Origin of the sequence: Actinomadura sp. 9N407, from assembly GCF_044326315.1 — a bacterium.
Lineage (GTDB): Bacteria > Actinomycetota > Actinomycetes > Streptosporangiales > Streptosporangiaceae > Spirillospora.
Genome location: NZ_JBIRAW010000004.1, coordinates 220,734 through 246,011 on the forward strand (window position 1 = coordinate 220,734; position 25,278 = coordinate 246,011).

25 protein-coding genes, 1 tRNA gene and 1 pseudogene are annotated in these 25,278 nt (G+C 71.5%); 6 read left to right on the top strand and 21 right to left on the bottom strand.

What is annotated here, in order from left to right; all coding sequences use genetic code 11:
• Positions 1 to 23: 23 nt before the first annotated feature.
• The 9 genes from pip to ACH34Q_RS08725 form a co-directional block, all read right to left on the bottom strand.
• Positions 24 to 983 (bottom strand): prolyl aminopeptidase, encoded by a 960-nt coding sequence (pip, locus tag ACH34Q_RS08685; RefSeq protein ID WP_395982268.1) that lies wholly within the window; start codon positions 981 to 983, stop codon positions 24 to 26.
• Positions 976 to 1,389, bottom strand: a complete 414-nt coding sequence (locus ACH34Q_RS08690; protein ID WP_395982269.1) for a VOC family protein — start codon at positions 1,387 to 1,389, stop codon at positions 976 to 978. The genes pip and ACH34Q_RS08690 overlap by 8 nt, the downstream gene beginning before the upstream one ends.
• 234 nt (positions 1,390 to 1,623) lie before the next feature.
• Positions 1,624 to 2,652: a tyrosine-protein phosphatase gene (locus ACH34Q_RS08695; protein ID WP_395982270.1), complete on the bottom strand. Its 1,029-nt coding sequence runs from the start codon at positions 2,650 to 2,652 to the stop codon at positions 1,624 to 1,626.
• A gap of 322 nt (positions 2,653 to 2,974) precedes the next feature.
• Positions 2,975 to 3,178 (bottom strand): hypothetical protein, encoded by a 204-nt coding sequence (locus ACH34Q_RS08700; RefSeq protein ID WP_395982271.1) that lies wholly within the window; start codon positions 3,176 to 3,178, stop codon positions 2,975 to 2,977.
• A gap of 250 nt (positions 3,179 to 3,428) precedes the next feature.
• Positions 3,429 to 3,503: transfer RNA gene (locus tag ACH34Q_RS08705), tRNA-Val, on the bottom strand.
• 53 nt (positions 3,504 to 3,556) lie between these two features.
• Positions 3,557 to 4,465 carry a proteasome assembly chaperone family protein gene (locus tag ACH34Q_RS08710; RefSeq protein WP_395982442.1) on the bottom strand — a complete coding sequence of 303 codons (909 nt, stop codon included), beginning with the start codon at positions 4,463 to 4,465 and terminating at the stop codon, positions 3,557 to 3,559.
• Positions 4,466 to 4,537: 72 nt separating this feature from the next.
• A complete protein-coding gene (cbbX, locus tag ACH34Q_RS08715) occupies positions 4,538 to 5,479 on the bottom strand; it encodes a CbbX protein (RefSeq protein WP_395982272.1) in 942 nt (313 codons plus the stop codon).
• 20 nt (positions 5,480 to 5,499) lie between these two features.
• A complete protein-coding gene (locus ACH34Q_RS08720) occupies positions 5,500 to 5,919 on the bottom strand; it encodes a ribulose bisphosphate carboxylase small subunit (protein ID WP_395982273.1) in 420 nt (139 codons plus the stop codon).
• A 31-nt stretch (positions 5,920 to 5,950) separates the two neighbouring features.
• Positions 5,951 to 7,393, bottom strand: a complete 1,443-nt coding sequence (locus tag ACH34Q_RS08725; RefSeq protein WP_395982274.1) for a form I ribulose bisphosphate carboxylase large subunit — start codon at positions 7,391 to 7,393, stop codon at positions 5,951 to 5,953.
• A 137-nt stretch (positions 7,394 to 7,530) separates the two neighbouring features.
• Between ACH34Q_RS08725 and ACH34Q_RS08730 the strand changes: the two genes are divergently transcribed.
• Positions 7,531 to 8,514, top strand: a complete 984-nt coding sequence (locus tag ACH34Q_RS08730; RefSeq protein ID WP_395982275.1) for a LysR family transcriptional regulator — start codon at positions 7,531 to 7,533, stop codon at positions 8,512 to 8,514.
• On the opposite strand, the gene ACH34Q_RS08735 is transcribed toward ACH34Q_RS08730, so the two are convergent.
• The gene (locus ACH34Q_RS08735) at positions 8,419 to 8,643 is read right to left on the bottom strand and encodes a hypothetical protein (protein ID WP_395982276.1); all 225 of its coding nucleotides are present in this window, start codon (positions 8,641 to 8,643) and stop codon (positions 8,419 to 8,421) included. The two genes, ACH34Q_RS08730 and ACH34Q_RS08735, sit on opposite strands and share 96 nt — an antisense overlap.
• 70 nt (positions 8,644 to 8,713) lie before the next feature.
• On the opposite strand from ACH34Q_RS08735, the pseudogene ACH34Q_RS08740 reads away from it, so the two are divergent.
• Positions 8,714 to 9,888 (top strand): annotated as a pseudogene (locus tag ACH34Q_RS08740) (saccharopine dehydrogenase family protein).
• Here the strand turns inward: ACH34Q_RS08740 and ACH34Q_RS08745 are convergent.
• The gene (locus ACH34Q_RS08745; protein ID WP_395982277.1) at positions 9,863 to 11,083 is read right to left on the bottom strand and encodes a histidine kinase; all 1,221 of its coding nucleotides are present in this window, start codon (positions 11,081 to 11,083) and stop codon (positions 9,863 to 9,865) included. The pseudogene ACH34Q_RS08740 and the gene ACH34Q_RS08745 overlap by 26 nt on opposite strands.
• The gene (locus ACH34Q_RS08750) at positions 11,080 to 11,736 is read right to left on the bottom strand and encodes a response regulator (RefSeq protein WP_395982278.1); all 657 of its coding nucleotides are present in this window, start codon (positions 11,734 to 11,736) and stop codon (positions 11,080 to 11,082) included. The genes ACH34Q_RS08745 and ACH34Q_RS08750 overlap by 4 nt, the downstream gene beginning before the upstream one ends.
• Before the next feature lie 181 nt (positions 11,737 to 11,917).
• Here ACH34Q_RS08750 and ACH34Q_RS08755 point away from each other — a divergent pair, with 181 nt between their 5' ends.
• Positions 11,918 to 12,871 carry a phosphoribulokinase gene (locus ACH34Q_RS08755; protein WP_395982279.1) on the top strand — a complete coding sequence of 318 codons (954 nt, stop codon included), beginning with the start codon at positions 11,918 to 11,920 and terminating at the stop codon, positions 12,869 to 12,871.
• Between the two features lie 340 nt (positions 12,872 to 13,211).
• Here ACH34Q_RS08755 and ACH34Q_RS08760 read toward each other — a convergent pair whose 3' ends face one another.
• The 6 genes from ACH34Q_RS08760 to ACH34Q_RS08785 all read right to left on the bottom strand — a co-directional run bounded on the left by ACH34Q_RS08760 (position 13,212) and on the right by ACH34Q_RS08785 (position 16,758).
• Complete coding sequence (locus tag ACH34Q_RS08760; protein ID WP_395982280.1) at positions 13,212 to 14,306, bottom strand: potassium channel family protein; 1,095 nt, start codon at positions 14,304 to 14,306, stop codon at positions 13,212 to 13,214.
• 68 nt (positions 14,307 to 14,374) lie between these two features.
• Positions 14,375 to 14,722: a hypothetical protein gene (locus tag ACH34Q_RS08765; RefSeq protein ID WP_395982281.1), complete on the bottom strand. Its 348-nt coding sequence runs from the start codon at positions 14,720 to 14,722 to the stop codon at positions 14,375 to 14,377.
• 53 nt (positions 14,723 to 14,775) lie between these two features.
• Positions 14,776 to 15,237: a peroxiredoxin gene (locus tag ACH34Q_RS08770; protein WP_395982282.1), complete on the bottom strand. Its 462-nt coding sequence runs from the start codon at positions 15,235 to 15,237 to the stop codon at positions 14,776 to 14,778.
• Between the two features lie 140 nt (positions 15,238 to 15,377).
• Positions 15,378 to 15,806 (bottom strand): DUF3052 domain-containing protein, encoded by a 429-nt coding sequence (locus ACH34Q_RS08775; RefSeq protein ID WP_395982283.1) that lies wholly within the window; start codon positions 15,804 to 15,806, stop codon positions 15,378 to 15,380.
• Positions 15,807 to 15,996: 190 nt separating this feature from the next.
• Complete coding sequence (locus ACH34Q_RS08780; protein WP_395982284.1) at positions 15,997 to 16,404, bottom strand: secondary thiamine-phosphate synthase enzyme YjbQ; 408 nt, start codon at positions 16,402 to 16,404, stop codon at positions 15,997 to 15,999.
• Positions 16,405 to 16,551: 147 nt separating this feature from the next.
• Positions 16,552 to 16,758, bottom strand: coding sequence for a DUF1918 domain-containing protein (locus tag ACH34Q_RS08785; RefSeq protein WP_395982285.1), 207 nt, complete (start codon positions 16,756 to 16,758; stop codon positions 16,552 to 16,554).
• A gap of 300 nt (positions 16,759 to 17,058) precedes the next feature.
• On the opposite strand from ACH34Q_RS08785, the gene aceE reads away from it, so the two are divergent.
• Positions 17,059 to 19,842: a pyruvate dehydrogenase (acetyl-transferring), homodimeric type gene (gene aceE / locus ACH34Q_RS08790; protein ID WP_395982286.1), complete on the top strand. Its 2,784-nt coding sequence runs from the start codon at positions 17,059 to 17,061 to the stop codon at positions 19,840 to 19,842.
• 303 nt (positions 19,843 to 20,145) lie between these two features.
• Here aceE and ACH34Q_RS08795 read toward each other — a convergent pair whose 3' ends face one another.
• The 3 genes from ACH34Q_RS08795 to ACH34Q_RS08805 form a co-directional block, all read right to left on the bottom strand.
• On the bottom strand, positions 20,146 to 20,526 hold the full coding sequence (locus tag ACH34Q_RS08795) for a VOC family protein (protein ID WP_395982287.1): 381 nt from the start codon (positions 20,524 to 20,526) through the stop codon (positions 20,146 to 20,148).
• A 129-nt stretch (positions 20,527 to 20,655) separates the two neighbouring features.
• Positions 20,656 to 21,360: a helix-turn-helix transcriptional regulator gene (locus ACH34Q_RS08800; protein WP_395982288.1), complete on the bottom strand. Its 705-nt coding sequence runs from the start codon at positions 21,358 to 21,360 to the stop codon at positions 20,656 to 20,658.
• 74 nt (positions 21,361 to 21,434) lie between these two features.
• Positions 21,435 to 22,340, bottom strand: a complete 906-nt coding sequence (locus ACH34Q_RS08805) for an alpha/beta fold hydrolase (protein WP_395982289.1) — start codon at positions 22,338 to 22,340, stop codon at positions 21,435 to 21,437.
• A gap of 252 nt (positions 22,341 to 22,592) precedes the next feature.
• On the opposite strand from ACH34Q_RS08805, the gene ACH34Q_RS08810 reads away from it, so the two are divergent.
• Together ACH34Q_RS08810 and ACH34Q_RS08815 are read left to right on the top strand one after the other, a co-directional pair.
• Complete coding sequence (locus ACH34Q_RS08810; RefSeq protein WP_395982443.1) at positions 22,593 to 23,342, top strand: 3-hydroxybutyrate dehydrogenase; 750 nt, start codon at positions 22,593 to 22,595, stop codon at positions 23,340 to 23,342.
• A gap of 22 nt (positions 23,343 to 23,364) precedes the next feature.
• Positions 23,365 to 25,248, top strand: coding sequence for a helix-turn-helix domain-containing protein (locus ACH34Q_RS08815; protein WP_395982290.1), 1,884 nt, complete (start codon positions 23,365 to 23,367; stop codon positions 25,246 to 25,248).
• Positions 25,249 to 25,278 lie beyond the last annotated feature (30 nt).

Consider the following 25,278-nt stretch of genomic DNA (forward strand, 5'->3'; position numbering starts at 1 on the left):
GCTCCGTTCGCCGTCCCGCGGATTCAGCGGAAGCGGTCGGTGGCCTGGATGAGCAGGTGGCGGGTCCCGGGCTCGGAGCCGCCGTGGCCCGCGTCCTCGACGATGTGCAGTTCGGCCTCGGGCCAGGCCCGTCCCAGGTCCCAGGCCTGGTCCGGCGGCGTCTTGATGTCGTACCGGCCGTTCACGATCACCGCCGGGATGTGCCGCAGCCGGTCCACGCCCGCCAGAAGTCCCTCCTCGGGCAGGAATCCCCCATTGCTGATGTAGTGATGGGTGATCCGGGCGAACGCCAGGAGCATGTCGTCTCCCAGGTCGGGCGGCGTCACGGGCAGCAGGGTGTTCGCCGAGAGCTCCCACGCCATCCAGGCCCGTGCCGCAGGGACGTGCACCGCGGGGTCAGGGTCGGTGATCCGGCGGCCGTACGCGGCAACGAGATCGTCCTGCTCGCCGGCCGGGATCGCGTCGCGGAACGCCGTCCACTCCGCCGGGAACAGGTGCGCCGCGCCCGCCGGGGTGAACGCCCATGCCTCGTCGGCCGGCCGGATGAGCCAGACACCGCGCAGCACGAGCTCGGTGACCCGATCGGGATGAGCCTGCGCGTACGCCAGCCCCAGCGTGGTGCCCCAGCTCCCGCCGAACACCAGCCAGCGGTCGATCCCCAGATGCTCACGGAGCCGCTCGATGTCGGCGACCAGATGCGGGGTGGTGTTGCGCTCCAGGGACACCGTCGGATCACCGGCGAACGGCAGGCTCCGGCCGCAGTTGCGCTGGTCGAACAGCACGATCCGGTACGCGTCCGGATCGAAGAACCGCCGGTTGTCGGGCAGTAGCCCACCACCGGGCCCGCCGTGCAGGAACAGCGCGGGCTTTCCTTCGGGATTCCCGCACGTCTCCCAGTAGATCTCGTGGCCGTCCCCGACCCCGAGCATCCCCGAGTCGTACGGCTCGACCGGCGGATACCAGTCCCTCGAACGATCAACCATTGCCGCGCTCCCTTCCAGCAGGCCCGAGCAGATCCCAGCGGTTGCCGGCGATGTCGAGGAACACGGCGACCCGCCCGTAGGCCTCCGTGCGCGGCGAGGTGACGAATTCGACTCCGGCGGCCGCCATGCGCTGGGAGGCGGCATCGAAGTCGTCCACGTGAAGAAAGAACCCCACGCGGCCGGCGACCTGGTCTCCGACGGCGCCGGATTGACGCTCGCCGTCCGCACGGGCGAGCAGGATGCCGGTCTCGGCGCCCGGCGGACGGACGACGACCCAGCGTTTCGGACGGCCGCCGCCGGTCAGTGATGGCGAGTCCTCTACCAGCTCGAATCCCAGAGCGGCGGTGAAGAACTCGATGGCTTGGTCGTAGTCGTCCACAACGATCGTGATCAGGTCGAGTCGCACCCGTACGACGGTAGTGGCGCCCGCAGGGGCACCCCATCCCGGTGCCCTGACGATGTTCACGACGCCAGAAGATGATCTTTGCCCATGGCTTCGGCGAAGGGGCCTGACCCGCAGTTCGCGGACCAGGCCCTTCACATTCCCTTAACCGATCCCGGTCGATATGACATGCCCCTCACGTCCATGGAACCCGGTCATACCCGAAACGATCACCATGGAGCGGCGACCCGGCGCGCCTCAACGCGTCAGCAGGGCCCGCCTCACACCGGCGATCGTCGATCGGTCCAGGCCGAGCCCATCGCGTACGTAGCGGTCGAAGCTTCCGTATTCGGCGCGCACCCCGTCGAAGAAGGCCTCAAGGTATTCGGCCCGCTGCTCCATGAGGGGACGGATCAGTTCGATGTCGATGCCCTTGCCGGCCAGATGGGCGTAGGTCCTCTCGTGGGAGGCCGCCAGGTACTGGTTGGAAAGCAGGAAATCCTCTACGACGGTCTTCTCCGGGACGCCGAGTAGGCGCAGGATGACCGCGGACATCGCTCCGGTACGGTCCTTACCCGCCGTGCAGTTGTAGAGCAGCGGTGTCTGGGCGCCGTCGCCGAGCCGCTGCAGGACGTCCTTGAATCCCTGCTGTGCCACCGAGTCGGTGGCCAGTCTCCGGAAACCGTCGAGGGGAATCTGCACCGCCTTCCCGTCCCCGAGCATTTCCTCGATGACGCTCGGGTCGCCTGAAGCCAGCGCCCGCTGGATGGCCGCGGACAGCGCGTTGCCACTCTCGTCCAGCAGCGGCAGGTGGACGGCCGCGGTGCCGGCGGCCAGCCGGTTGGGGCCGGCGCTGTCGATCTCCTCCTGGCCACGGAAGTCGACGGCCGTCGCCAGGCCGAGAGAGGACAGTGTCCGTACGCCCGCGTCGGTCAGTCCGGCCAGGTCGTCCGAGCGGTAGACGAGACCCCACCGCACCCTGTGGCCGTTCGTGGTCTCGTAGCCACCGAGGTCTCGCAGGTTGTCGGCGCCCTGTGTCGCGATGTGCCGGGCTCCGGCGATCTGGCCGTGCGCCCGGTCCGAACGCCGGGGGGCGATCTCGAAGAACCAGCGCCGCGCCGGGTCGAGCCCGGTGACCCGGGCATGGCCGGAGGGCGTCACGCTGACCAGCCCGCCGGTGCGCGAGGGGTCGCCCGCGTCGGTGGCGGCGTAGACGAAGGCCGTACCGGGCCTGCGCGCCCTCCAGTCGAGCTGGTACGCACCGTCCGCCGCGCGAACGACCGACACCTGCGAGAACGGTGGATTTCCGGGAGACCGCACTGGGTCGGCCGAGGCGGCGGGAACGACCATCCCCAGTGTGGTGAGGACGCCCACCGCGACGCATCCGACTCGGAAACCTGCCGGCGTGTGAGCCATCGGAACTCCCCCTCTGCCAGTCGGGGCACATGCCCGATCGCCCGGCAGAATCGCATGGCCCGGCAGGGTGACGACGACGGATCCCGATGTACGGGATGGAGCCGTCGTGTGGGGAACGGATGAATTCACCACTGGGTGTATGCGGCGGGTCATCGCCATGGACGGCGGAGTGCCCCCGCCGGAGGCATGGCTTTCAGGTGTAGACGCCGCGGCCGTACTCTTCCGGGCTCTTGGTGAAGTCGTTCGGTCGCGTGTCGCGCAGCTTGCGATACCGGGCATCGAAGAACTCGATGGCCTCGCTGAGGCTGCAGTCGAACACCTCTCTGAGCCACAGCAGGGCGCCGAGCACCCGGCCCTTGACGATCAGCTCATCGAGTTGGTCGAACTCCTCGCTCATCGCTCAATCGTCGCAGCCGTACGTTTGGGGGACCAGGCGGTTTTGGACGGCGGCGCGGACCCTGTGACCGCCGGCGGCCGGCGGACAGGGCGGCGGTGGCACGATGCCCGGCCCGGCGCGGCCGTCCGGTGACCGGCGCCCACGCCGTACGCTCCGTCGGGAGTGCTCGCACGGGTGGGCAAATGGCACGCTAATGGCACGAAGACCCCGTTTCCTTGATCAGGAACGGGGTCTCTGTGTCGGCCTGCGCTGGTGGGCGCGGCAGGTTTCGAACCTGCGACCCCTCGCTTGTAAGGCGAGTGCTCTACCCCTGAGCTACGCGCCCCGGCGACCGGGACAGCGTACCGGGTTCCCGGGGGCGATCGCGAAACGGTCGATTCAGGACTGGGTGTCGGGGCCGTCCTGTTCCGCGAGAAAGCGTTCGAACTGGGCGGCCAGCTCGTCGGCGGTGGGCATGTCCTGGGATTCGGCGAGGAGGCCGCCGCGGTCGGCGGCGCCGGCGAACGCGTCGTACTGCTGCTCCAGGGCGCGGACGACCTTCTCGACCTCGTCGTTGCCGGAGACCTGCTCGGCGATGTCGGCGTCGGTCTTGGCGGCGGCCTCGCGGAGGGTGTCGGTGGGGAAGACCAGGCCGGTGGCCGTGACGACGGCCTCCAGGGCGGCCAGGGCGGCGGCGGGGTAGGCGGACTGGGAGAGGTAGTGCGGGACGTGGACGGCGAAGCCGAGGGCGTCGTGGCCGGCCTCGCCGAGGCGGTACTCCAGCAGGCCCGAGGCGCTGCCGGGGACCTGGACCTTGTCGAACCAGGAGGTCCTGGTGATCAGCTCCGGACGGGTCGCGTGCGAGGTCAGGCCGACCGGGCGGGTGTGCGGTACGCCCATCGGGATGCCGTGGAAGCCGACCACCAGGCCGATGCCCAGCCGCTTGACCAGGGACTGGACGGCGGCGACGAAGGCCTCCCAGAGGCGGTCGGGCTCGGGCCCGGTGAGGAAGAGGAAGGGGCTGCCGACCTCGTCCCTGACCAGGTGCAGGACCAGTTCGGGGGCATCGTAGGAGGACCAGTGGTCGCGGTCGTAGGTCATCAGGGGGCGCCGGGCCCGGTAGTCGATCAGGGAGTCGACGTCGAAGCGGGCCACCACGCGGTGGTCCAGGGCGTCGAGCAGGTGCTCGCGGACGAGTTGGCCGGTCGAACCCGCGTCCACGAAGCCGTCGAGGCTGTGCAGCAGCACCGGCCCCGCCATCTCCGGGAGGTCGGCGTCCAGCTCGTACAGATCCTCAGGGTTCAGCACCGTCTCCCCCACATGTTCATCGGACAGTCTCCAGATTAAAGCCTGAGATCCGTCCTCCGATTCCTGCGGGGCTCAGCGGGTGAACACGCGGCTGCCTCGGAAGTCCTCGGGACGCAGGGTCGTGAGGTCCTCGCGGGTGACCTCGCCACCCTCCGCGACCAGGCGGTCGGCATGGCGGAGGCGGGCCCGTTCGATGGCGTTGCGTACGGAACGGGCGTTGGCGAAACGGGGCTGGACGCGGCGCAGTTCCAGGTATTCGCGGAAGACGGATTCGGTCTCCGGGGCCAGCCGGTAGCCCTCGCGGGCCGTCATGAGGTGGCCGATCTCCTCCAGTTCGGCGGGCTCGTAGTCGGGGAAGTCGATGTGGTGGTTGATCCGGGACGACATGCCCGGGTTGGAGGAGAAGAAGGAATCCATCCGGTCCTTGTAGCCGGCCAGGACGACGACGAGGTCGTCGCGCTGGTTCTCCATGATCTGCAGGAGGATCTCGATGGCCTCCTGGCCGTAGTCGCGCTCGTTCTCGGCCCGGTAGAGGTAGTACGCCTCGTCGATGAACAGGACTCCGCCCATCGCGCGTTTGAGGACCTCCTTGGTCTTGGGGGCGGTGTGGCCGACGTACTGGCCGACCAGGTCGTCGCGGGTGACCGAGACCAGGTGGCCCTGGCGGATGTAGCCGAGGCGGTGGAGCAGTTCGGCGAGCCTCGTGGCGACCGTGGTCTTTCCCGTTCCGGGGCTGCCGGTGAAGCACATGTGCAGGTTGGGGCGGCCGGAGTCGATGCCGAAGCGGGCGCGGACCCGGTCGATGAGGAGCAGGGCGGCGATCTCCTTGATCCGGGTCTTGACCGGGGCGAGCCCGATCAGCTCGGAGTCCAGGGCGTCCAGGACCTCGTCGACGTGCGAGTCCGCGCGCTCGCGGGCCAGGTCGACCCTGGCGTCGGGCGGGAGCCGCTCGTCCAGCGGCTCCCCGGTGCCGGAAGGGGGGTCGGGGGAGCCGCCGTTCGTGGACGGCCGCATGCCGAAACCGTGCCGTTCGTTCATCGGTACCGTTCGCCCTGCGGGCGGTCGAGGGCGTACGGGTGCAGGCGGACCCGGACCTGGCGGTCGGAGGTCTCCTCGCGGTCCAGCCGGAAGCCGGGCTCCTCGGCCGGGCGCTGGACGATGAACGACAGCGCGGTCGTCTGGCGGCCGTAGCGGGCGTCGTAGGCGTTCAGGCGGACGTAGTGGGCCGGGTAGGCCTTGCGGCACTCGTTGAGCTCGTAGAGGGCTCCCGCGGGGTCGGTGAGGTCGAACATCGGCAGCCCCCACATCTCCCAGTACGAGTTGCGCGGGTGCGGGTCGTCGGTGAACTCGATGGAGCAGGGCCAACCCTGGGCGAGGGCGTAGCCGATCTGGGCGGTGATCTCCTCGTCGGTGAAGTCCGGGAGGTACGAGAAGGTGCCTTGGGTGATGCGCATCAGATGCTCCGAGGTTGGGGGCGGGCCCCCTTCAGGGGGTCGGTGAAGACACAGGTGTTTCGAGGACGTCGGGGGTGTCGGTGCTCTCGTAGGTGAAGGTGATGTCGCCCCAGGTCGAAAGGGCGACGTCGAGTTCGCGGCTGTGCTTGGCGGCGGCGCGCAGGATGTCGGGGCCCTCGGCCATGTAGTCGCGGCCCTCGTTGCGCGCCTTGATCATCGCCTCCAGCGCGACCCGGTTGGCGGCGGCGCCTGCGGAGATGCCCATCGGGTGGCCGATCGTCCCGCCGCCGAACTGCAGGATCACGTCCTCGTCCAGGTAGTGCAGGAGCTGGTGCATCTGGCCGGCGTGGATGCCGCCGGACGCGACCGGCATGCAGCCGGGCAGCGACGCCCATTCCTGGTCGAAGTACAGGCCCTTGACGGGGTCGGCGGCGACCTTGTCGAGCCGGAGGGTGTCGTAGTAGCCGGCGACGCTGTTGGGGTCGCCCTCCAGCTTGCCGACGACCGTTCCGGCGTGGATGTGGTCGACGCCGGCCAGCCGCATCCACTTGGCGATCACGCGGAAGTTCACGCCGTGGTTCTTCTGCCGGGTGTACGTGGAGTGCCCGGCGCGGTGCAGGTGCAGCAGGACGCCGTTGCGGCGGGCCCAGTGCGCCATCGACTGGATGGCGGTGTAGCCGATGGTGAGGTCGATCATGATGATGACGCTGCCGAGCTCCTTGGCGAACTCGGCCCGCTCGTACATCGCCTCCATCGTCCCGGCGGTGACGTTGAGGTAGTGCCCCTTGATCTCGCCGGTCGCGCCCTGGGCCTTGCCGACGCCCTCCATGCAGTACAGGAAGCGGTCGCGCCAGCGCATGAACGGCTGGGAGTTGATGTTCTCGTCGTCCTTGGTGAAGTCCAGGCCGCCGCGCAGCGCCTCGTACACGACGCGGCCGTAGTTGCGGGCCGAGAGCCCGAGCTTGGGCTTGACCGTGGCGCCGAGCAGCGGGCGGCCGAACTTGCCCAGGTACTCGCGTTCCATGACGATGCCGTGCGCCGGTCCCTGGAACGTCTTCACGTAGTGGGTCGGGATCCGCATGTCCTCCAGGCGCAGGGCCTTGAGGGCCTTGAAGCCGAAGACGTTGCCGATGATCGAGGAGGTGAGGTTCGCGATCGACCCCTCCTCGAAGAGGTCCAGGTCGTAGGCGATGTAGGCGATGAACTGGCTCTCGTGGCCGGGCACCGGCTCCACCCGGTAGCACTTGGCCTGGTAGTTCTCGTACGAGGTGAGGCGGTCGGTCCACACCACCGTCCAGGTGGCGGTGGACGACTCGCCGGCGACGGCCGCGCCCGCCTCCTCGGGGGGCACGCCCGGCTGCGGGGTGATCCGGAAGGCGGCCAGGATGTCGCTGTCCTTGGGCTGGTAGTCCGGGCGCCAGTAGCCCATCTCCGCGTACGGGATCACGCCCGCCGACCATCTGCCGCCGCTCATCGTTCCTCCGTTTGGACGTCTACCGACGTCCATGGACATCTATGGACACGTTGAGACTGGCGCGTCGATACTTGTGTTGTCCATCAAGTGTTTCGGGGCATCAATCAAGTGATCGTTCAAACCAGGAGGGCAACGGGATGACCGAGGCGCGGCTGCGGACGTTCGTGGCGCTGGCGGACACAGGTTCGGTACGGGAGGCCGCGCGGCGCCTGTACGTGACCGAGTCGGCCGTGTCGGCGGCGGTCACCGCGCTGGCCCGCGAGCTGGGCGTTCCGCTGGTCGAACGGGTCGGGCGCGGTCTCGCCCTGACCCCGGCCGGGACGGTGTACGCGGCGTACTCGCGGCAGGTCCTCGGGCTCCTGGAGCAGGGCCGGGCGGCGGCCCGGGGCGCGGCCGATCCGGCGCGCGGGTCGCTGCGGCTGGCGGCGGTCACGACGGCGGCCGATCAGGTGCTGCCGGAGCTGCTGGCGGGTTTCCGGGCGCGGCTGCCGGAGGTGGAGTTGACCCTGGAGGTCGGGCCGAGCCGCCGGGTCTGGGCCAGTTTGGCCGCACACGAGGCGGATCTGGTGCTGGCCGGACGCCCGCCCGCCGGGACCGCTGCGACCGTTCTGGCGCGCCGTCCCAACGAGCTGGTGGTGGTGGGGGCACCCGCGCTGGCGGAGGATTTCGCCCTCACCACGACACCGTGGGTCATGCGCGAGCCCGGCTCGGGCGTCCGCGCGACCGCCGAGGCCTACCTGGCCGAACGCGACGTGGCCCCGCCCGCCCTGATGCTCGGCTCCAACGGCGCGGTGATCGCGGGCGCGGCGGCGGGGCTGGGCGTGGCGCTGGTCTCGCGGGACGCGGTCGGCGCCGAGCTGGCTGCGGGACGGCTGGCGGTCATCGAGGCGCCCGGGATGCCGCTGGACCGGCCCTGGCACGCGGTGTCCGGTACGGAGCCGACGCCGACGACGCTGCTGTTCGTCGCCCACCTGCTCGACGCCCCGGGCTGGACGGCACCGGGCCAGTCGGCAACGGGCTCCGGCTCACTCGCCTCCGGCGGCCAGCCAGACCGAGCAGGACAGCAGCGCCAGGCTGGCGGCGACCAGGATCAGGCCGGTCCGGCTCCAGCGTCCGGATGACGGCAGCCAGGCCGCGCCGAAGACCAGCAGGGCGGCGAGGTCCATCGTCAGCGCGATCAGCACCACGCGGCGTCCCCCACTCGTCTCCCGGCGCTCGCGGGCGCCGGGCCTCCCCGTCCAGTGCGCCATCATAGGTCATGCCACTCACGGGTAACGTGCGCAGCGGGACCTCTTGACCATCGCCTTGGGAAGGGCAGCCATGACCGCCGACCGCTCGTACGACATCGTCCTGTTCGGCGCCACCGGTTTCACCGGCGGGCTGACCGCCGAGTACCTGGCCGCGAACGCCGGGCCCGGGACCCGGTGGGCGCTGGCCGGGCGCAACTCCGCCAAGCTGGAGGCGGTACGCGAACGGCTGGCCGCGATCGAGCCCGCCTGCAAGGACCTGCCCCTCCTGCACGCCGACACCACCGACCCGGCCTCGCTGCGGGAGATCGCCCAGGCCGCTCACGTCGTCGTCACGACGGTCGGCCCGTACGCGAGGCTCGGCGAGCCGCTGGTGGCCGCGTGCGCCCGGGCCGGGACGGGCTACCTGGACCTGACCGGCGAGTCCGGTTTCGTCGACCGGATGTACATGGAGCACAACGAGGAGGCCGCGCGGACGGGCGCCCGGATCGTGCACGCCTGCGGGTTCGACTCGATCCCGTACGACCTCGGCGCGTACTTCACCGTCCAGCAGCTGCCCGAGGGCGTGCCGCTGCACGTGGAGGCCTTCCTGCGCGTCTCCGCGCAGTTCTCCGGCGGCACCCTGCACTCGGCGGTCGGCGTCGCCGCCGACCTGCCCGGGACGGCCCGCGCGGAACGGGACCGGCGCCGGATGGAGCCGCGGCCGGAGGGGCGGCGGATCCGGCTCTCCCGGCGGCCGATCCCGCGGACCAAGGTCGCCAGGGGCTACATGGTGCCGATGCCCACGCTCGACCCGCTGGTCGTGGAGCGTTCGGCGATGGCGCTGGACCGCTACGGCCCCGATTTCTCGTACGGGGAGTACCTCGCGGTCAAGCGCCTGCCCAGCGTGCTGGGGCTCGCCACGGGTGCCGCCGCCGTCACGGCGCTGGCGCAGCTGCCGCCGACCCGGTCGCTGCTGCTGCGGATGGGCAAGCCGGGCGAGGGCCCCTCCGCCGAACGGCGCGCGCGGAACTGGTTCAGCGTGAAGTTCGCCGGGGAGGGCGGCGGCGAGCGCGTCGTGACCGAGGTCTCCGGCGGCGACCCCGGCTACACCGAGACGGCCAAGATGCTCGCCGAGTCGGCCCGTGCCTGGCCCACGACGACCTGCCGGTGACGTCCGGGCAGGTCACCACGGCCGTGGCCATGGGCAACGCGCTCATCGACCGGCTCGACCGGGCCGGCCTCACCTTCCGCGTTCTGCGGTCTTAGGACCCGGTACGGGGATCACCGCCTCCACGGTGGTCCCCACGCCCGGGCGGCTGGACACGGTGACCCGGCCGCCCAGCAGCTCGGCGCGTTCGGCCATGCCGCGCAGCCCGTACGACTCGGTGCGGCTGCTCACCCGGTCCCGCTGGAACCCCACGCCGTCGTCCCTGACCTTCAGCCGGACCCGGTCGCGGTCGTGCTCCAGCAGCAGGTCCACGTACGAGGCGGACGCGTGCCGCAGGCAGTTGCCGACCGCCTCCTGCGCGATCCGGTAGAGCGCTGTCTGGACGTGGTCGGGCAGCGCGTCCTCCAGCTCGCCGGAGACGGCCACGGTGACGTCGAGCCCGGGGCGGGACGAGGCCGGGGAGGACCCGGGATGGGCCGGGGCAGCGGAGGTTCTGCCGCCTCGGGGCGTCCCGGCGGCCTCGCGGGCCAGGGTGGCCAGGGCCGCCGACAGGCCCAGATCGTCCAGGACGGGCGGGCGCAGGCCGCCGATCGCCGCGCGGGTCTCGGCGGCGGCCAGCTCGCACAACCCCCGCGCGTGCCCGATCTGCTCGCGGGCCTCGGGATGGTGGTCGGGCAGGGCGCCCTCGGCGGCCGACAGGTGGAAGCCGAGCCCGGCCAGCCGCTGCGCGATGCCGTCGTGGATCTCCCGGCTCAGCCGGGACCGCTCGGCCTCCTGGACCTCGACGGCCCGTTCGGCGAAGCGCTCGGCGGCGCGCTCGCGCTCCTCGGCGGCGCGCAGCCGGCGGCACGAGCACAGGATCGGGGCGAACATGTCGGCCAGCGCCGTCACCAGGACGACGTCCTCGGGCCTGCATTCCCGGGCCGACCGGACGTCGACGACCGCGATGGTCGTACGGCCGCTGTGCACGGGGATCGCGACGCCGCGGCCGTCGGCGTGCTCGCGCAGCCGGCCGTGCGCGGCGACCCAGCCCACGTCGCCCTCGCCGAGGGGGACGGACGGGCCGCCGCCCGAGCGGCGCAGGGCCCGCTCGTCGCCGTCGAGCAGGTACACGTCGCAGAACGCCAGTTCCCGGGCGGACCGGACGACCAGCCCGGCCAGCTCGTCGGCCATGTCGGGCAGGACCCGGTCCGAGCAGGCCACGGTCACGATCCGTACCAGCAGGTCACGGCCGTGCCCGGCGAGCAGTTCCAGGGCCCCCAGCGGGCCCGGCCGGCGCAGGGCGGGGGTCATCGGAACAGCCCTTCGCGCAGCGCGACCGCGATGGCCGCGGAACGGTCGGTGACCTCCAGCTTGCGGTAGAGCGCCCGCAGATGGCTCTTGACGGTCTCCTCGCTGACCACCAGCCGGGCCGCGATGGCCTTGTTGGACAGCCCGCCGACCAGCAGCGACAGCACCTCGCTCTCGCGCTGGGTGAGGCCGCGGTTGGCGCCCGGCCAGAACTCGCCGCGGGTCAGCCGGGCCGCGGTCACCGCCATCCGGCCCGCCAGCGTCGGATCGACGACGGTCTCGCCCTGGGTGACCTCCTCCAGGCGGCGCACGAGCTCGGCCCCGTCCACCCGTTTGAGCAGGTAGCCGCCGGCGCCGGCGCGCAGGGCCTCGAAGACGTACTGCTCGTCGTCGTACACCGACAGGAACACCACCCGCGACTCCGGGACCCGGGTGGTGATCGTCCGGCACAGGTCCAGGCCGCTCTCGGGGCCGAGCCGGACGTCCAGCAGCACCACGTCCGGGCGCAGCGTGGTGACCAGGCGGGTGGCCTCGCCGGACGTACCGGCCTGCCCGACGACGCGGACGCGTCCCGCGAAACCGGCCAGCATCGCCTGCAGACCGGCGAGGATCATCTCATGGTCGTCGACCAGCACGACACGTACGGGGGTGGCCATTCCGGCACGATAACAACCGGAACCTACTCACCAGTAGCCCCGCCCCCGGCGAAGATTCCGCGTTCTCACCCCTCATCTCACCTGATTGGGGGAAGAGCCAACCGAAGGCGCCGCCTACCGTCTCCCACGACAACAGAACACCGCCGGACGGAGGACACAGGTGCCCCATCGGATCGTGCATATGCTCCGGGCGCGCGAATCGGGACGCCGCCCCGTCATGCTCGCCATCGCCGGGGACAGCGCCGCGGGCAAGACGACACTCACCAGGGGGCTCGTGCAGTGTCTGGGGGCGGACCGGATGACCGCGGTCTGCGTGGACGACTACCACCGCTACGACCGTACGGAGCGCAAGGGGAAGCCGTTCACGGCGCTGCACCCCGACTGCAACCACATCGACGTCATGGAGCAGCACCTGCAGCTGCTGTCGATGGGCGAACCGATCCTCAAACCGGTGTACGACCACGCCACCGGCGAACTGGTGCGGCCCGAGCTGGTGCAGCCGCGCGATTTCGTGATCGTCGAGGGCCTGCTGCCGCTGCACTCCCGGCTGGCCCGGGCGTGCTTCGACATCACCGTCTACCTCGACCCGCCCGAGCGGCTGCGGCACTCGTGGAAGGTACGCCGCGACTGCGAGAAGCGCGGCTACACGCCCGAGCAGGTCATGGCCGAGCTGGACAGGCGGGAGGCGGAGAGCGCCGCCTACATCCGGCCTCAGCGCCGCTGGGCCGACATCGTGGTCCGGTTCGCGCCCGTCGCCGAGCGGCACGACCCGCCGGAGACGCCGCTGTCGGCCGAACTGCTGTTGCGGCCCACCATCGACCATCCCGAACTGGGCGCGGTGATCGGCGAGGCCGATCCCGGCGGCACCGAGACCGCGATGCACCTGCGGCTGCACCGCGACACCGACGGCCGCCCCGTCGATGCCCTGCACGTGCACGGGTACGTGTCGCCGGAGGAGTCGCGGGTCGTCAAGAAGGCCATCTGGGAACGGCTCGGGCCCCGGGCCGGGAACGGCGCGCTGGACCAGGACGCCCTCGGCCGCTTCGGCGAGAGCGACACCAGCGACCCGCTCGCGATCACCCAGCTGCTGCTGCTCTACCACTTGCTCGACGCCGACCGCCGCCAGGCCGCCTGAACTCGGGCCCCGATCACGGGCCCTGACCACGGGCCTTGAACCCGGGCGGTGGCGCACCGCCGGCTCCTGCCGTCCAGGGTGGCGGCGCGCCACCGTCCGGTCCGTCCCATCGATTCCGCGGGATGCGCGGGGAGGCCCCGGGAAGCTCTCTTCCCGGGCCGCGTGGCCGCGGCGAGCCAGGAGGGCACCCCAGTTGGGCGCTGGGGGTGCCCTCCTGGCTCACCCCCTTGCCTCCGTGCTCAGGCCGTGTCCACTCCGTGTCCTCAGGCCCGTGTGACCGGGCCCGCGTGACCGGGCCGTGTGACCAGGCCCGCGTGACCGGGCCCGCGTTTCAAGCCCGTCAGGCCCGGGTGGCGCCTTCGCCGGCCGACTCGGCCGGCAGCTCGTGCCAGGGGATCTCGGGACGCTCGGCCGCGACCACGGCCAGCGACTGCCCGCCGGCGACGACCTCGCCGGGCGCGGCGGCCAGCCGGAACCGCGCGTTGGGCCGGTGCGACTCGCCCACCGCGAGCAGCGTGCTGCCGCGCCGGAGCAGGAAGATGGCCAGATCCAGCCGCGGCCACTCCCCCGCGTCCGCGGGAACGTTCACCCGGTACAGCGTGGAGTCGGCGTCCAGCGTGCTGGCCAGATTGTGGTAGATCATCGCCACCCCGGGGTTGCGGACGGCCACCGCGATCACCGCCGGATCGTCCACGTCCACCGGCTCGATCCCGCCGCCGACCAGTTCCAGCGCCTCGGTGATCTCGGCCCGCCGGCCGCCGTCGTTCAGCCCGGCCAGCAGGTGCACCGCCGGGTCCCCGTTGCGGCGCAGGAACGCGTTCACGCCGAGCAGGACCCGGACGCTCTCGTCGTCGTTGCGGCCGATGACCAGCACGGTACGGGCGTCGGCGAGCCGGGACCGCTCGTAGGCGGTGTCGTCGAAGCGCACGACGTCGTACAGCTCGGGGTCGGGGTTCTCCCCCACCAGCTGCTCCGGCCAGAAGACGGTCACGACCGGCGTCTTGGCGAAGTCGGGGTCGGCGCGCAGCTGCTCGATGACGGCGCGCAGCCGGTCCCGGTCGTACCCGATGATCACCAGATGCCGGCGGTGGTGCAGCCGGGCGAGCCCGTTGGCCTTCATGGTCCTGCCCTTCGCCATCCAGAGGGTCAGCTCGGCGAACAGCATCAGGCCCGCCGTCAGCCCCGCGACGATCACGACCACGCCGCCGGCGCGGCCGCCCGCCGTCTCGGGGTAGAGGTCGCCGTAGCCGGTCGTGGTACCGCTGACGAAGAAGTACCAGAGGTAGTGCAGCGGATTCCTGATCTCCGCGTCCGGCTTCTCGAACGCGAAGATGAGCACCCAGCCCAGCACGGCCGCGAGGGCCAGCACGAGGGCGGGCGCGCGCCAGGCCCGGGTGGTGATCCGATGGACCACCCGGATGAAGATGAACGGCATCGGCGGCTACCCCCCGCCTTCTCACTCGCAAATGCTGCGAGGCAGCGTGACAGCCTGTGAAAAGAACGTCAAGCGCCGGAGTCGCGCCGGAAGAAGCGGGTCAGGGCCGCGGCGACCTCCTCGGACAGGCCGCCATCGGCCGGATGCGCCCCGGAGGGCACCAGATCGGCCGGGGCCGCCTCGTCCGGTACGGCCTCGCGGGTGTGCCCGCAGTCGCGGCACTCGACCTCGCCGAGGCGGCAGCCCAGCGCCGCCGAACCGCAGGACGCGCAGCGGTCCAGGTCGGCGGCCCCGTCCGGGGCGCTCTGGCAGCGCGGGCAGATCAGGACCTGCCGGTCCGCCCGGACCCCGCGCTTCCACGGGCTCGCGCCGCGGACGGGGTCGGTCTGCCGGGCCCCGCACCGGAAGCAGGGCATCACACCTCCAGGGGTGCGGGGGCCGGATCCGGTCGCGGATCCGGCCCGGATCCTCAGAGTCCGGCGAGCGCCTTGCGGTACTCGTCGAGGTCCCGCGCGTCGGGAACGGCGTTCACGACCTTCCAGCGGACGACGCCCTCGGTGTCGATGACGAAGGTGCCGCGCAGCGCGACCCCCTTCGCGTCGTCGAAGACCCCGTACCGCTGCGCCGTGCCGCCGTGCGGCCAGAAGTCGGCCAGCAGCGGGAACTGGTACTTCTCCTGGTCGGCCCAGGCGCGCAGCGCGAACATCGAATCGACCGAGACCGCCAGCACCTGGACGTCGTCGCCGTCGCCCAGCGTCGGCAGCTCGTCGCGGATCGCGCACAGCTCGCCCGTGCAGACACCGCTGAACGCCAGGGGATAGAACACCAGGACGACGTTCTTCCGGCCCCTGAAACCGGACAGCTTCACCGGCGTGCCGTGCTGGTCCTTCAGCTCGAAGTCCGGTGCGACGTCGCCTACCTCAACCGCCAATGCCTCTCCCACGGATCGTCCCCGCCGGTGGCGGGGAATGGGTCCCCCCACATCTCATGGAGGGACGGCGCGTGGCCGCGCGCCTTGGCGGCCCGCCGACCGGCGCGATGGCGCGGCGGCGGCCGGCGGGCCTGCGGCTACTACTTGTGGCCCTTCGGTGCGACCAGGCGGGTGCCCGACCATTCCTTGGCGGCGCTGACGCTGCTGGTCTGGGCCAGGCCCGCCGTCTGGGCGGCCTCGCCGATGTCGCTCGGCTCCACGTGGCCGTCCCGGCCCGCTTTGGGGGACAGCAGCCAGATGTGGCCGCCACCGGTCAGCGGGACCATGGCGTTGGTCAGCTCGTCGAAGAGGTCGCCGTCCTCTTCACGCCACCACAGCAGCACGACGTCGACCACGTCCTCGTAGTCCTCGTCGACCAGCTCGTTCCCCGTAACGACCTCGACGGAGCCGCGGAGCTCCTCGTCGACGTCGTCGTCGAAACCGATCTCCTGCACCACCTGGCCGGCCTTGAGGCCGAGCCGTTCGGCCAGGCTGCGCTCAGACTGCGCCTGACCCGCGGTCGCGCTCACGAAAGTCCTCCCATGGTCGATATTGCGGGCCGCCGGTTCGGCGGCCCATCAGTTCTGGTTCGAGTTTTGCCGGACAGTCCACACAAGTAAGTGGCTCCAGCGCAAGTGTCTTCCCGGCTTTTGGTGGCCTCATGGGCCCGAATACGGCCGTGGTAGTCCCTGGACACACGCCGAGAGTAACAACGCAGGCTCATCCTGCAAGAAACGTCAATCGCACCTGACGGTCCGGATTGTCGACGTTGAGGTCGACGAGCGCGACCGACTGCCAGGTTCCGAGGGCCAGCCGGCCGCCCAGAACGGGCAGTGTCGCGTACGGCGGCACCAGCGCCGGCGAGACGTGCGACCGGCCATGGCCGCGGGAGCCGTGGGCGTGCCGCCAGCGGTCGTCGGCGGGCAGCAGGTCGCCCAGCGCGGCGAGCAGGTCGTCGTCGCTGCCCGCGCCGAGCTCGATGATCGCGATGCCGGCGGTGGCGTGCGGGACGAAGACGTTCAGCAGCCCGTCCTCGCCGGCCTCGGTCGCGAAGCGCTCGCACTCGGCCGTGATGTCGTGCACGACCTCCCGGTTTCCGGTGGTCACCCTGACCACGGTGCTCTTCATGCCCCAGGTCTACCCCATCGGGGCGCCCGGGAACGCCGCGCACCGCCGCGCACGCGCGCGACGGTGCGCCGGCGCCTCAGTGGTCGCCGATGCGTCTCAGTGCTCGCCAGTGCTCGGCTCGCCCATGCTCAGCTCGCCAGTGCTCGGCTAGTGCTCGCTGCCGGCCCGCTGGCCGGGTACCTCCACCACCGCGTCCGGCCCGGGAAAGACCAGGCCGGTGTGGCCGTCGTCGAAGCGCACCATGTAGGGCGGCTCGCCGCCCTGGCCGCGCACCTCGACGATCTCCCCGACCTTGTCGGGCTGGCCGACGGTGTTGCCGTGCACGTGCAGTCGATCTCCGACCGAAGCGTTCATCACTCCCCCAGCGCGCCCGGCCGCGTCCCCGCGGCCGTTCGGGTGTGGTGTCACCCTCCACCTTCGTACGAGTTCAGTGCCTCGTCGAGAGGGGGCCCAAACCCCGCCCGGATCGTCCCGTGCACCCCCCGTGACCGGGCACTATGGTTACCGGTTGGTAGAGATGCGTTAGCCGTCGTAAACGGCGACGATGGATCACGGGAGCACGACGACGAACCGTCGCTTCCGGAGACCTCCGCCGGCTCACCGGGCGGGCGGCCGGTCTCCCCCAGAGAAGACCGTGAGCACAGAGGGGACCCCGTGGCTTCCGGACGTCAACGCTATTCGATCATCAGTGACGGCCTGCCGAGCCAGCTCCCGGACATCAACCCGGACGAGACCCGGGAATGGCTGGAATCGCTCGACACGGTGATCAAGACCGAGGGCCGGAGCCGCGCGCGCTACGTGATGCTCCGGCTGCTGGAGCGGGCGCGCGAGCAGCAGGTCGGCGTCCCCGGCCTGCGCAGCACCGACTTCATCAACACGATCCCGCCGGAGCACGAGCCCTGGTTCCCCGGCGACGAGCACATCGAGCGGCGGATCCGGGCCTACATCCGGTGGAACGCCGCGATCATGGTGTCCCGGGCGAACCGGCCCGAGCTCGGCGTCGGCGGCCACATCGCCACCTACGCCTCGGCGGCCTCGCTCTACGAGGTCGGCTACAACCACTTCTTCCGCGGCAAGGACCACGGCGAGTCCGGCGACCAGGTGTTCTTCCAGGGTCACGCGGCGCCCGGCGTGTACGCGCGCGCGTTCCTCGAGGGCCGGATGCCCCAGCAGAAGCTGGACGGCTTCCGGCAGGAGCTCTCGCATCCGGGCGGCGGCCTGCCGTCGTACCCGCACCCGCGGCTGATGCCGGACTTCTGGGAGTTCCCCACGGTGTCCATGGGCCTGACCGCGATCGACTCGGTCTACCAGGCCCGGTTCAACCGCTACCTGTACAACCGCAAGATCAAGGACACCTCGCGCTCGCACGTGTGGTCGTTCCTCGGCGACGGCGAGATGGGCGAGCCCGAGTCGCTGGGCGCGATCGGGCTGGCCGCCCGCGAGGAGCTCGACAACCTGACCTTCGTGGTCAACTGCAACCTGCAGCAGCTGGACGGCCCGGTCCGCGGCAACGGCAAGATCATCCAGGAGCTGGAGTCGTTCTTCCGCGGCGCCGGCTGGAACGTGATCAAGGTCGTCTGGGGCCGCGACTGGGATCCGCTGCTGGCCCAGGACTCCGACGGCGTGCTGGTCAACAAGATGAACACCACGCCCGACGGCCAGTTCCAGACCTACACCGTCGAGACCGGCGGCTACATCCGTGACCACTTCTTCGGCGACGACCCCCGGCTGCGCCGGATGGTCGAGCACATGTCCGACGACGACCTGCGCCGGCTCTCGCGCGGCGGGCACGACTACCGCAAGGTGTACGCGGCGTTCAAGGCGGCCCGCGAGCACGTCGGCCAGCCGACCGTGATCCTGGCGCACACGATCAAGGGCTGGACGCTGGGTCCCGACTTCGAGGCCCGCAACGCCACCCACCAGATGAAGAAGCTCACCAAGGCCGAGCTCAAGGAGTTCCGGGACCGGCTCTACCTGGACATCCCCGACTCGGCGCTGGAAGGCGAGCTGCCGCCGTACTACCACCCGGGCGAGGACTCCGAGGAGATCGAGTACATGCGCGAGCGGCGCGCGGCGCTGGGCGGGTTCCTGCCCAAGCGCACCGTGCGGGCCAAGCCGCTCAAGCTGCCCGGCGACCCGGTGTACGCGGAGCTGAAGAAGGGCTCGGGCAAGCAGAACGTCGCCACCACCATGGCCTTCGTCCGGCTGCTCAAGGACCTGATCAAGGACGAGAACATCGGGGCCAGGTTCGTCCCGATCGCCCCGGACGAGTACCGCACGTTCGGGATGGACTCGCTGTTCCCGACGTCCAAGATCTACGCCCCGCACGGGCAGACCTACGAGGGCGTCGACCGCAAGCTGCTGCTGGCGTACAAGGAGTCCCAGCAGGGCCAGATGCTGCACGAGGGCATCAGCGAGGCCGGCTCGATGGCCTCCACGATCGCCGCGGGCACGGCGTACGCCACGCACGGCGAGCACATGATCCCGGTGTACATCTTCTACTCGATGTTCGGGTTCCAGCGGACCGGCGACCAGATGTGGGCGCTGGGCGACCAGATGGGGCGGGGCTTCCTGCTGGGCGCCACCGCGGGCCGCACCACGCTCACCGGTGAGGGCCTGCAGCACGCCGACGGGCACTCGCCGCTGCTGGCGGCCACCAACCCGGCCTGCGTGCACTACGACCCGACGTGGGCGTTCGAGCTGGCCCACATCGTGCAGGACGCGCTGCGCCGGATGTACGGCACGTCCGAGGAGCACCCGCACGGCGAGAACATCTACTACTACCTGACCATCTACAACGAGCCGTACCAGCAGCCCGTCGAGCCCGGCGACCTCGACGTCAAAGGGCTCCTGCAGGGCCTGTACCGGCTCCAGGGGGCACCGGAGACGGTCGGCGAGCAGTCGCCCAAGGCGCAGATCATGGCCTCGGGCGTGGCCGGGCGCTGGGCGATGGAGGCGCAGCGGCTGCTGGCCGAGGACTGGGGCGTGGCCGCCGACGTCTGGTCGGCCACCTCGTGGAACGAGCTGGCCCGCGAGGCCCGCGCGTGCGACGACTGGAACCTGCTGCACCCCGACGCCGAGCAGCGCGTCCCGTACGTCACCCGGGCGCTGGAAGGCGCCCCGGGGCCGATCGTGTCGGTGACCGACTTCATGAAGGCCGTCCCCGACCAGATCGCCCCGTGGGTGCCGGGCGACTACTCCTCGCTGGGCACCGACGGGTTCGGGTTCTCCGACACCCGGGCGGCGGCGCGGCGGGTGTTCCATGTGGACGCGGCCTCGATCGTGCTGGCCGTGCTCACCCGCCTCGTCCGGCAGGGCGAGCTCAAGCCGGAGACGCTGCAGCAGGCGATCGGGCGCTACCGGCTCGACGCCGAGGTCAGCGAGGTGTTCGCCGGCGGCGTGCAGACCGCCGAGAGCAACACCGGCGGCGAATCCTGACCGGCCGCCGCTGAGCGGCGGCCATGGTCGGAACGGCAGGCGTCCGGGCCCGGCAGGGCCGGCGAGCCGCCGGCGGGGGCGGCGATCACGGAGGTGTAGGCCGTGATCGCCCCCCACCGGCGCGTGGAGGCCTCCGGGGCTCCCCAACGGTCCCGGAGGCCTTCTCCCGTTCAGGAGGGCTCTCCGGACCGTTCAGCCCCGTCCAGGCGGTACGGCGTAAGTCGGACTGATGGCGGCGGTCGGACCCGGGGGCAAGGTCGGGCCGGGCCGGTCGTGGTGCGACCGGCACTGGGGAGTCGGCGGTCAGGCGGGCGCCGGGGGTGGTGTGAAGACGCCGAACCTGTTGCCGGACGGGTCGTCCAGGTAGGCGAAGACCAGGCCGTTCGGGGAGCCGGTGGGCTCCAGCGAGATCTTGCCGCCGAGCTTCTCGGCCTGCTCGCAGGCGGCCTGGACGTCCCGTACCACCACCAGGAACATCGCGTGGTTCTGCGTGGGGCCGTCGCCGTGCGCGATGCCGCCGCTCGGTCCCTCGTCGCCGGGGTAGCTGACGAGGTCGTAGCCGTCGCCGTCCGGGTCGAGGGTGAACTTCCAGCCGAACAGGTCGCCGTAGAACCGCCGGGCGCCCTCGGAGTCGTCGGTGCCGATCTGGAACCAGCTGACCGTGTCGAACGCGGGTGCTTCCATGATCTCCTCCGTTGCCGTACGTGGTGGGCCCGTATCGAACGGAGCCCACGATCGGGCACGGCCGCGACAACCCCCTGTCGGTGTTCGGCGGCGGATTCGGATGGATCGCGGATTCGGCCGGATCGCGGCTCAGACGAATTCCAGGGGCCGCATCACGAAGTCGCGCGGCGCCTCGTCGAACTCCTCCAGGCGCCGCTCAGGGGCCGCCTCGTCGAGCAGCGCCGCGCGCCGCACGCGGTCGATCCGGAAGACCCGGAACGTGCCGCGCAGCCGGCACCAGCCGATCAGGTACCAGCCGCGGGAGGCGCCGGTGAAGGCCAGCGGCTCGACGTCGCGCACGGTCTCGGCACCGGCCACGTCGACGTAGGCGATCCGGACGACCCGGCGCGCCGACATCGCCTCCTCCAGCACCGCGGGCACCGAGGCGGGCTCGCTCGACGCCGGGTCGGTCAGGAAGCGGATGCGGCCGGCCAGCTCGCGCGCGGTGGCGCCGTCGGCCTCCGGCATCGCGGTGACGATCTTGTGCAGCGCGGTGCGGGCGGCGCGGGAGAACGGCGTGCCACCCGCCCGGCCCAGCATGATCGCGACCGCGACGGCCTCGGCCGGGGTGAAGTTGAGCGGCGGCAGCGTGCGGCTCGGATCCAGCGTGTAGCCGCCGGCCCGGCCCACGTCGGCGAAGATCGGTACCCCGGCCTGCTGGAGCGCGCCGATGTCGCGCTCGACCGTGCGGACGCTCACCTCGTAGCGCGCGGCCAGCTCGCGGGCGCTGACCCGGCGCGGCGCGCAGGCCCGCAGCTCCTCCACCAGGGCGTACAACCGGTCGGTACGGTTCACGCCGCGACCGTACGCGGCGGCACCGACATTTCCGGGGCTCGCGGCCGCCCGCCGCCGGCCGCGAGCCCGCCGGCTCAGAGCGAGCCGAGGAAGCCGATCATGGCCTCGGTCACCTCGGCGGGCCGCTCCTGCTGGGTCCAGTGGCCGCATCCGGACAGCCAGACGGTGTCGCGGAGGTTCGGGACGAAGTCGGCCAGCCGGTCGACCGCCTTGCGCGCCTGGTGGGCCACGACCGGGTCGCGGTCGCCGCCGATGTACAGCGCGGGCGGGGTGATCGGGGCGCGGTGCCAGGCGGCCGTGAGCTCCCAGTTGCGGTCCATGTTGCGGTACCAGTTGATCGGCCCGGAGAACCCGGATCCCTCGTACTCGGCGACGTACGCGGCGATGTCGTCCTCGGTGAGCCAGCCCGGGAGCTTATCCGGCTCCGGCGAGGCGTCCGCGAAGCCGCCGCCCTCGGGGACGAGCGGCAGCAGGGCGGGGCCGTCCCCGGACGCCGCGTACAGGGTCCGCCGGAACGCCCCGGCCGGATCCCGGTCGAAACTCTCCTCCGGCACGTCCGGCTGCTGGAAATGGACCATGTAGAAGCCCTCGCCGAACATCTCCCGCATGGCCTGGATGGGCGGCCTGGAGCTGCGCGGACGGTGCGGGACCGACAGCCCGATGACGCCGCGGACCCGTTCCGGACGGAACTGCGCGGTGTGCCACGCGACCGGGGCACCCCAGTCATGACCGGCGATGACCGCCTGGTCCTCCCCCAGCGCATCGATCAGGCCGACCGCGTCGCCCACCAGATGGTGGATCGTGTACTGGTCGACCTCGGCGGGCCCGCCCGTACGGGCGTAGCCGCGCTGGTCCGGCGCGACCGCGTGGTATCCGGCCTCGGCCAGGGCGACGAGCTGGTGCCGCCAGGAGTACCAGCACTCGGGGAAGCCGTGCAGCAGCAGCACGAGCGGGCCCGAGCCCGCCTCGGCCACATGCATGCGCAGTCCACTGGTCGACTCGACGTAACGGTGCGTAATGGGAGGTAGGTCGGGGTTGGCTGGTTGGGGAAGACCGTTCATGGCGACCTCTCGACGGGTGCTTCGACGCTAGCCGCCGGCCGTCGCCGCCAATGCACGGGGGATCGTCCATCGGGCGAACTCCGGCGGGCACACACCGAACCGGACCGGATTATGTTCGCGACCCACATGGGCGCGCGGGACGGTGCTTCGTAGGTTCGGCGCATGACCGACATGACTCCCGACCTGACCGGCCGGCGGGCCCTGGTGACGGGTGGAGGCAGGGGCATCGGCCGCGCCTGCGCCCGTCGGCTGGCGTCCCAGGGCGCGCGGGTCGTGGTGGCCGATATCGACGAAGAGGCGGCGAAGGCCACCGCGGCCGATATCGGCGGGATCCCGCTGGTGGCCGACCTGGCCGACCTTCCCTCGCTGCAGGGCCTCGGCTCAGATGTCGACATCCTGGTCAACAACGCGGGCGTGCAACATGTGGCACCCGTACACGAGTTCCCGCCGGAGACCTTCGCGCACATCATGCGGCTCATGGTGGAGGCGCCGTTCCGTCTCGTACGGAACGCCCTGCCCGGCATGTACGAGCGGGGCTGGGGACGGATCGTCAACATCTCCTCGGTCCATGGTCTGCGCGCCTCCCCCTACAAGGCGGCGTACGTGACGGCCAAACACGCGCTCGAAGGCCTCTCCAAGGTCATCGCACTGGAAGGCGCCCCACATGGAGTGACCTCCAACTGCGTGTGTCCCGCCTATGTCCGCACTCCACTCGTGGAGGACCAGATCGCGGACCAGGCGCGCGTCCATGGCATGGCCCCGGAGTCGGTGACGTCCGAGATCCTGCTCGCCAGGTCGGCGGTGAAGCGGCTCATCGAGCCCGTGGACGTCGCCGAACTGGTCGCCTACCTGTGCGCGCCGCAGGCCGCGATGATGACCGGGGCCTCGCTGTCCATGGACGGAGGCTGGACCGCCCAGTGACGGACGTCCCATGATGAACCGCATGACCTGCGCCGTCTTTCTCGATCTCCTCGCCCGGGAGGCCTCCCCGATCGAGTTCGAGCGTCCCCTGGTGGAGGCCCGCGCGGCCGGTGCCGCCCCGGAGGAACTGGAGGAGCTGGAGTCGGCCAAGGCGTCCGCGCTGCGGGTCCGCATGATCATGCGGCGGCACGCCCGCAGGGAGGCCGAGCTGGCGGCGCTGTTCGACACCGCCGGCGACCTCGCCGGGCTGCGCGACCACGACGCCGTACTGGAGGCGATCGTGCGGCGCGCGCGCCGCCTGCTCAACGCCGACATCGCCTACATGACCCTGAACGACGACGAGCACGGCGACACGTACATGCGCGTGACCGACGGTTCGGTGTCGGCCGCGTTCCGCCGTTTGCGGCTGCCCATGGGCGCGGGCCTCGGCGGACTTGTAGCGCAGACCGCCATGCCGTACACCAGCGCCTACTACCTGGACGACCCCCAGTTCCGGCACCGCGACTTCATCGACGACGCGGTCGCCGAGGAGGCCCTGGTGGCGATCCTGGGCGTGCCGATGCGGCTGGGCAACCGCGTCATCGGTGTCCTGTACGCGGCGAACCGCAGCGAACGACCCTTCGACCAAGAGGAAACGGTCCTGCTCGGCTCCCTGGCCGCGCACGCCGCCGTGGCCATCGACAACGCCCGCCTGCTGCAGGAGACCCGGGCCGCCCTGGAGGAACTGAGCGCCGCCAACACCGTCGTACAGGCCCGCAGCGCCGCCGTGGAACGCGCCGCGCACGCGCACGACCGGATGACGGCCCTGGTCGTACGGGGCGGGGGTGCCGAGGACGTGGCCGCCGTGGTGACCGAGATCCTGGGCGGGACCCTGCACATGCTCGACGCTGAAGGGCGTCCTCTGGTCACGTCCGGACGGCCCGTCGCGCTCAGCGACGACGACCGGGCCGGAGTGATGGCCGCCGCCCGTTCCGCGCGCGGCCAGGGCCGTACCGTACGGCGCGGCGACCTGTGGATCGCCTCCGTCTCCACCGGTGAGGAGATGCTGGGCACGCTCGCGCTCCGTACACCGGAGGAGGTCTCCGGCGCCGACCAGCGCATCCTGGAACGCGCCGCCCTGGTCACCGCGCTGCTCATGCTGCTGCGGCGCAGCGTGACCGAGGCCGAGGGCCGGGTACGCGGCGAGCTGCTGGACGACCTGCTCGGCGAGCGCCCGGCCGATCCCGAGGCGTTCGCGGCCCGGGCCCGCCGCGTGAACGTGGACATCGAGGCCCCGCACGTCGTCCTGGCCGCCCGCTGCCCCTCGCCCGACCACCGGCGGCGCGCCGCGTTCTGGGCGTCCTCGCACGCCTCGATCGAGCACGGGCTGGCCGCGTCCCGGGGCGAGGAGATCGTCCTGCTGCTGCCGGGCGAGCGTCCCGGCGACACCGCGCGCCGGATCGCCAAGGAGCTCAGCGCCTCACTGCGGGTCCCGGTCACGGTCGGCGCGGCCGGCCCCGTCCACGGCCCCGCAGGCGTCGCCGCCGCGTACCAGCAGGCCCAGCGCGCCGCCGACGCCCTGCTCGCCCTGGGCCGCCAGGGCGACGGCGCGGACGCCGGCGAGCTGGGTTTCGTCGGCCTGCTGATCGGCGAGGGCCGCGACGTCGACGGCTTCCTGGCCGGCGCCCTGGGCCCGGTCGTGGACTACGACACCCGCCGCGGGACGACGCTCGTGCACACGCTGGAGGACTACTTCGGCAGCGGCTGCAGCCTGTCGAAGACCGCCGAGCGCCTGCACATCCACGTCAACACCGTCACCCAGCGCCTGGACCGCGTCGCCCGGCTGCTGGGTGAGGGCTGGCAGTCCCCGGACCGCGCCCTGGAGATCCAGCTCGCCCTCCGCCTGCACCGCCTCCGCACCCGCTAGCCAGCCTCCGCACCCGTTGACTCGTGGCGT

Excerpts from the sequence above, each read along its gene's own strand:
- cbbX (WP_395982272.1), bottom strand. The coding sequence starts at position 5,479 with ATGCGGCCGTCCACGAACGGCGGCTCCCCCGACCCCCCTTCCGGCACC.
- ACH34Q_RS08745 (WP_395982277.1), bottom strand. The coding sequence starts at position 11,083 with ATGACCCCCGCCCTGCGCCGGCCGGGCCCGCTGGGGGCCCTGGAACTG.
- ACH34Q_RS08725 (WP_395982274.1), bottom strand. The coding sequence starts at position 7,393 with ATGAGCGGCGGCAGATGGTCGGCGGGCGTGATCCCGTACGCGGAGATG.
- ACH34Q_RS08780 (WP_395982284.1), bottom strand. The coding sequence starts at position 16,404 with ATGAAGAGCACCGTGGTCAGGGTGACCACCGGAAACCGGGAGGTCGTG.
- ACH34Q_RS08810 (WP_395982443.1), top strand. The coding sequence starts at position 22,593 with ATGACTCCCGACCTGACCGGCCGGCGGGCCCTGGTGACGGGTGGAGGC.
- ACH34Q_RS08785 (WP_395982285.1), bottom strand. The coding sequence starts at position 16,758 with ATGAACGCTTCGGTCGGAGATCGACTGCACGTGCACGGCAACACCGTC.
- ACH34Q_RS08760 (WP_395982280.1), bottom strand. The coding sequence starts at position 14,306 with ATGCCGTTCATCTTCATCCGGGTGGTCCATCGGATCACCACCCGGGCC.
- ACH34Q_RS08795 (WP_395982287.1), bottom strand. The coding sequence starts at position 20,526 with ATGGAAGCACCCGCGTTCGACACGGTCAGCTGGTTCCAGATCGGCACC.
- ACH34Q_RS08815 (WP_395982290.1), top strand. The coding sequence starts at position 23,365 with ATGACCTGCGCCGTCTTTCTCGATCTCCTCGCCCGGGAGGCCTCCCCG.
- ACH34Q_RS08805 (WP_395982289.1), bottom strand. The coding sequence starts at position 22,340 with ATGCATGTGGCCGAGGCGGGCTCGGGCCCGCTCGTGCTGCTGCTGCAC.
- ACH34Q_RS08735 (WP_395982276.1), bottom strand. The coding sequence starts at position 8,643 with ATGGCGCACTGGACGGGGAGGCCCGGCGCCCGCGAGCGCCGGGAGACG.
- ACH34Q_RS08730 (WP_395982275.1), top strand. The coding sequence starts at position 7,531 with ATGACCGAGGCGCGGCTGCGGACGTTCGTGGCGCTGGCGGACACAGGT.
- ACH34Q_RS08750 (WP_395982278.1), bottom strand. The coding sequence starts at position 11,736 with ATGGCCACCCCCGTACGTGTCGTGCTGGTCGACGACCATGAGATGATC.
- pip (WP_395982268.1), bottom strand. The coding sequence starts at position 983 with ATGGTTGATCGTTCGAGGGACTGGTATCCGCCGGTCGAGCCGTACGAC.
- ACH34Q_RS08755 (WP_395982279.1), top strand. The coding sequence starts at position 11,918 with ATGCTCCGGGCGCGCGAATCGGGACGCCGCCCCGTCATGCTCGCCATC.
- ACH34Q_RS08720 (WP_395982273.1), bottom strand. The coding sequence starts at position 5,919 with ATGCGCATCACCCAAGGCACCTTCTCGTACCTCCCGGACTTCACCGAC.
- ACH34Q_RS08765 (WP_395982281.1), bottom strand. The coding sequence starts at position 14,722 with ATGCCCTGCTTCCGGTGCGGGGCCCGGCAGACCGACCCCGTCCGCGGC.
- ACH34Q_RS08700 (WP_395982271.1), bottom strand. The coding sequence starts at position 3,178 with ATGAGCGAGGAGTTCGACCAACTCGATGAGCTGATCGTCAAGGGCCGG.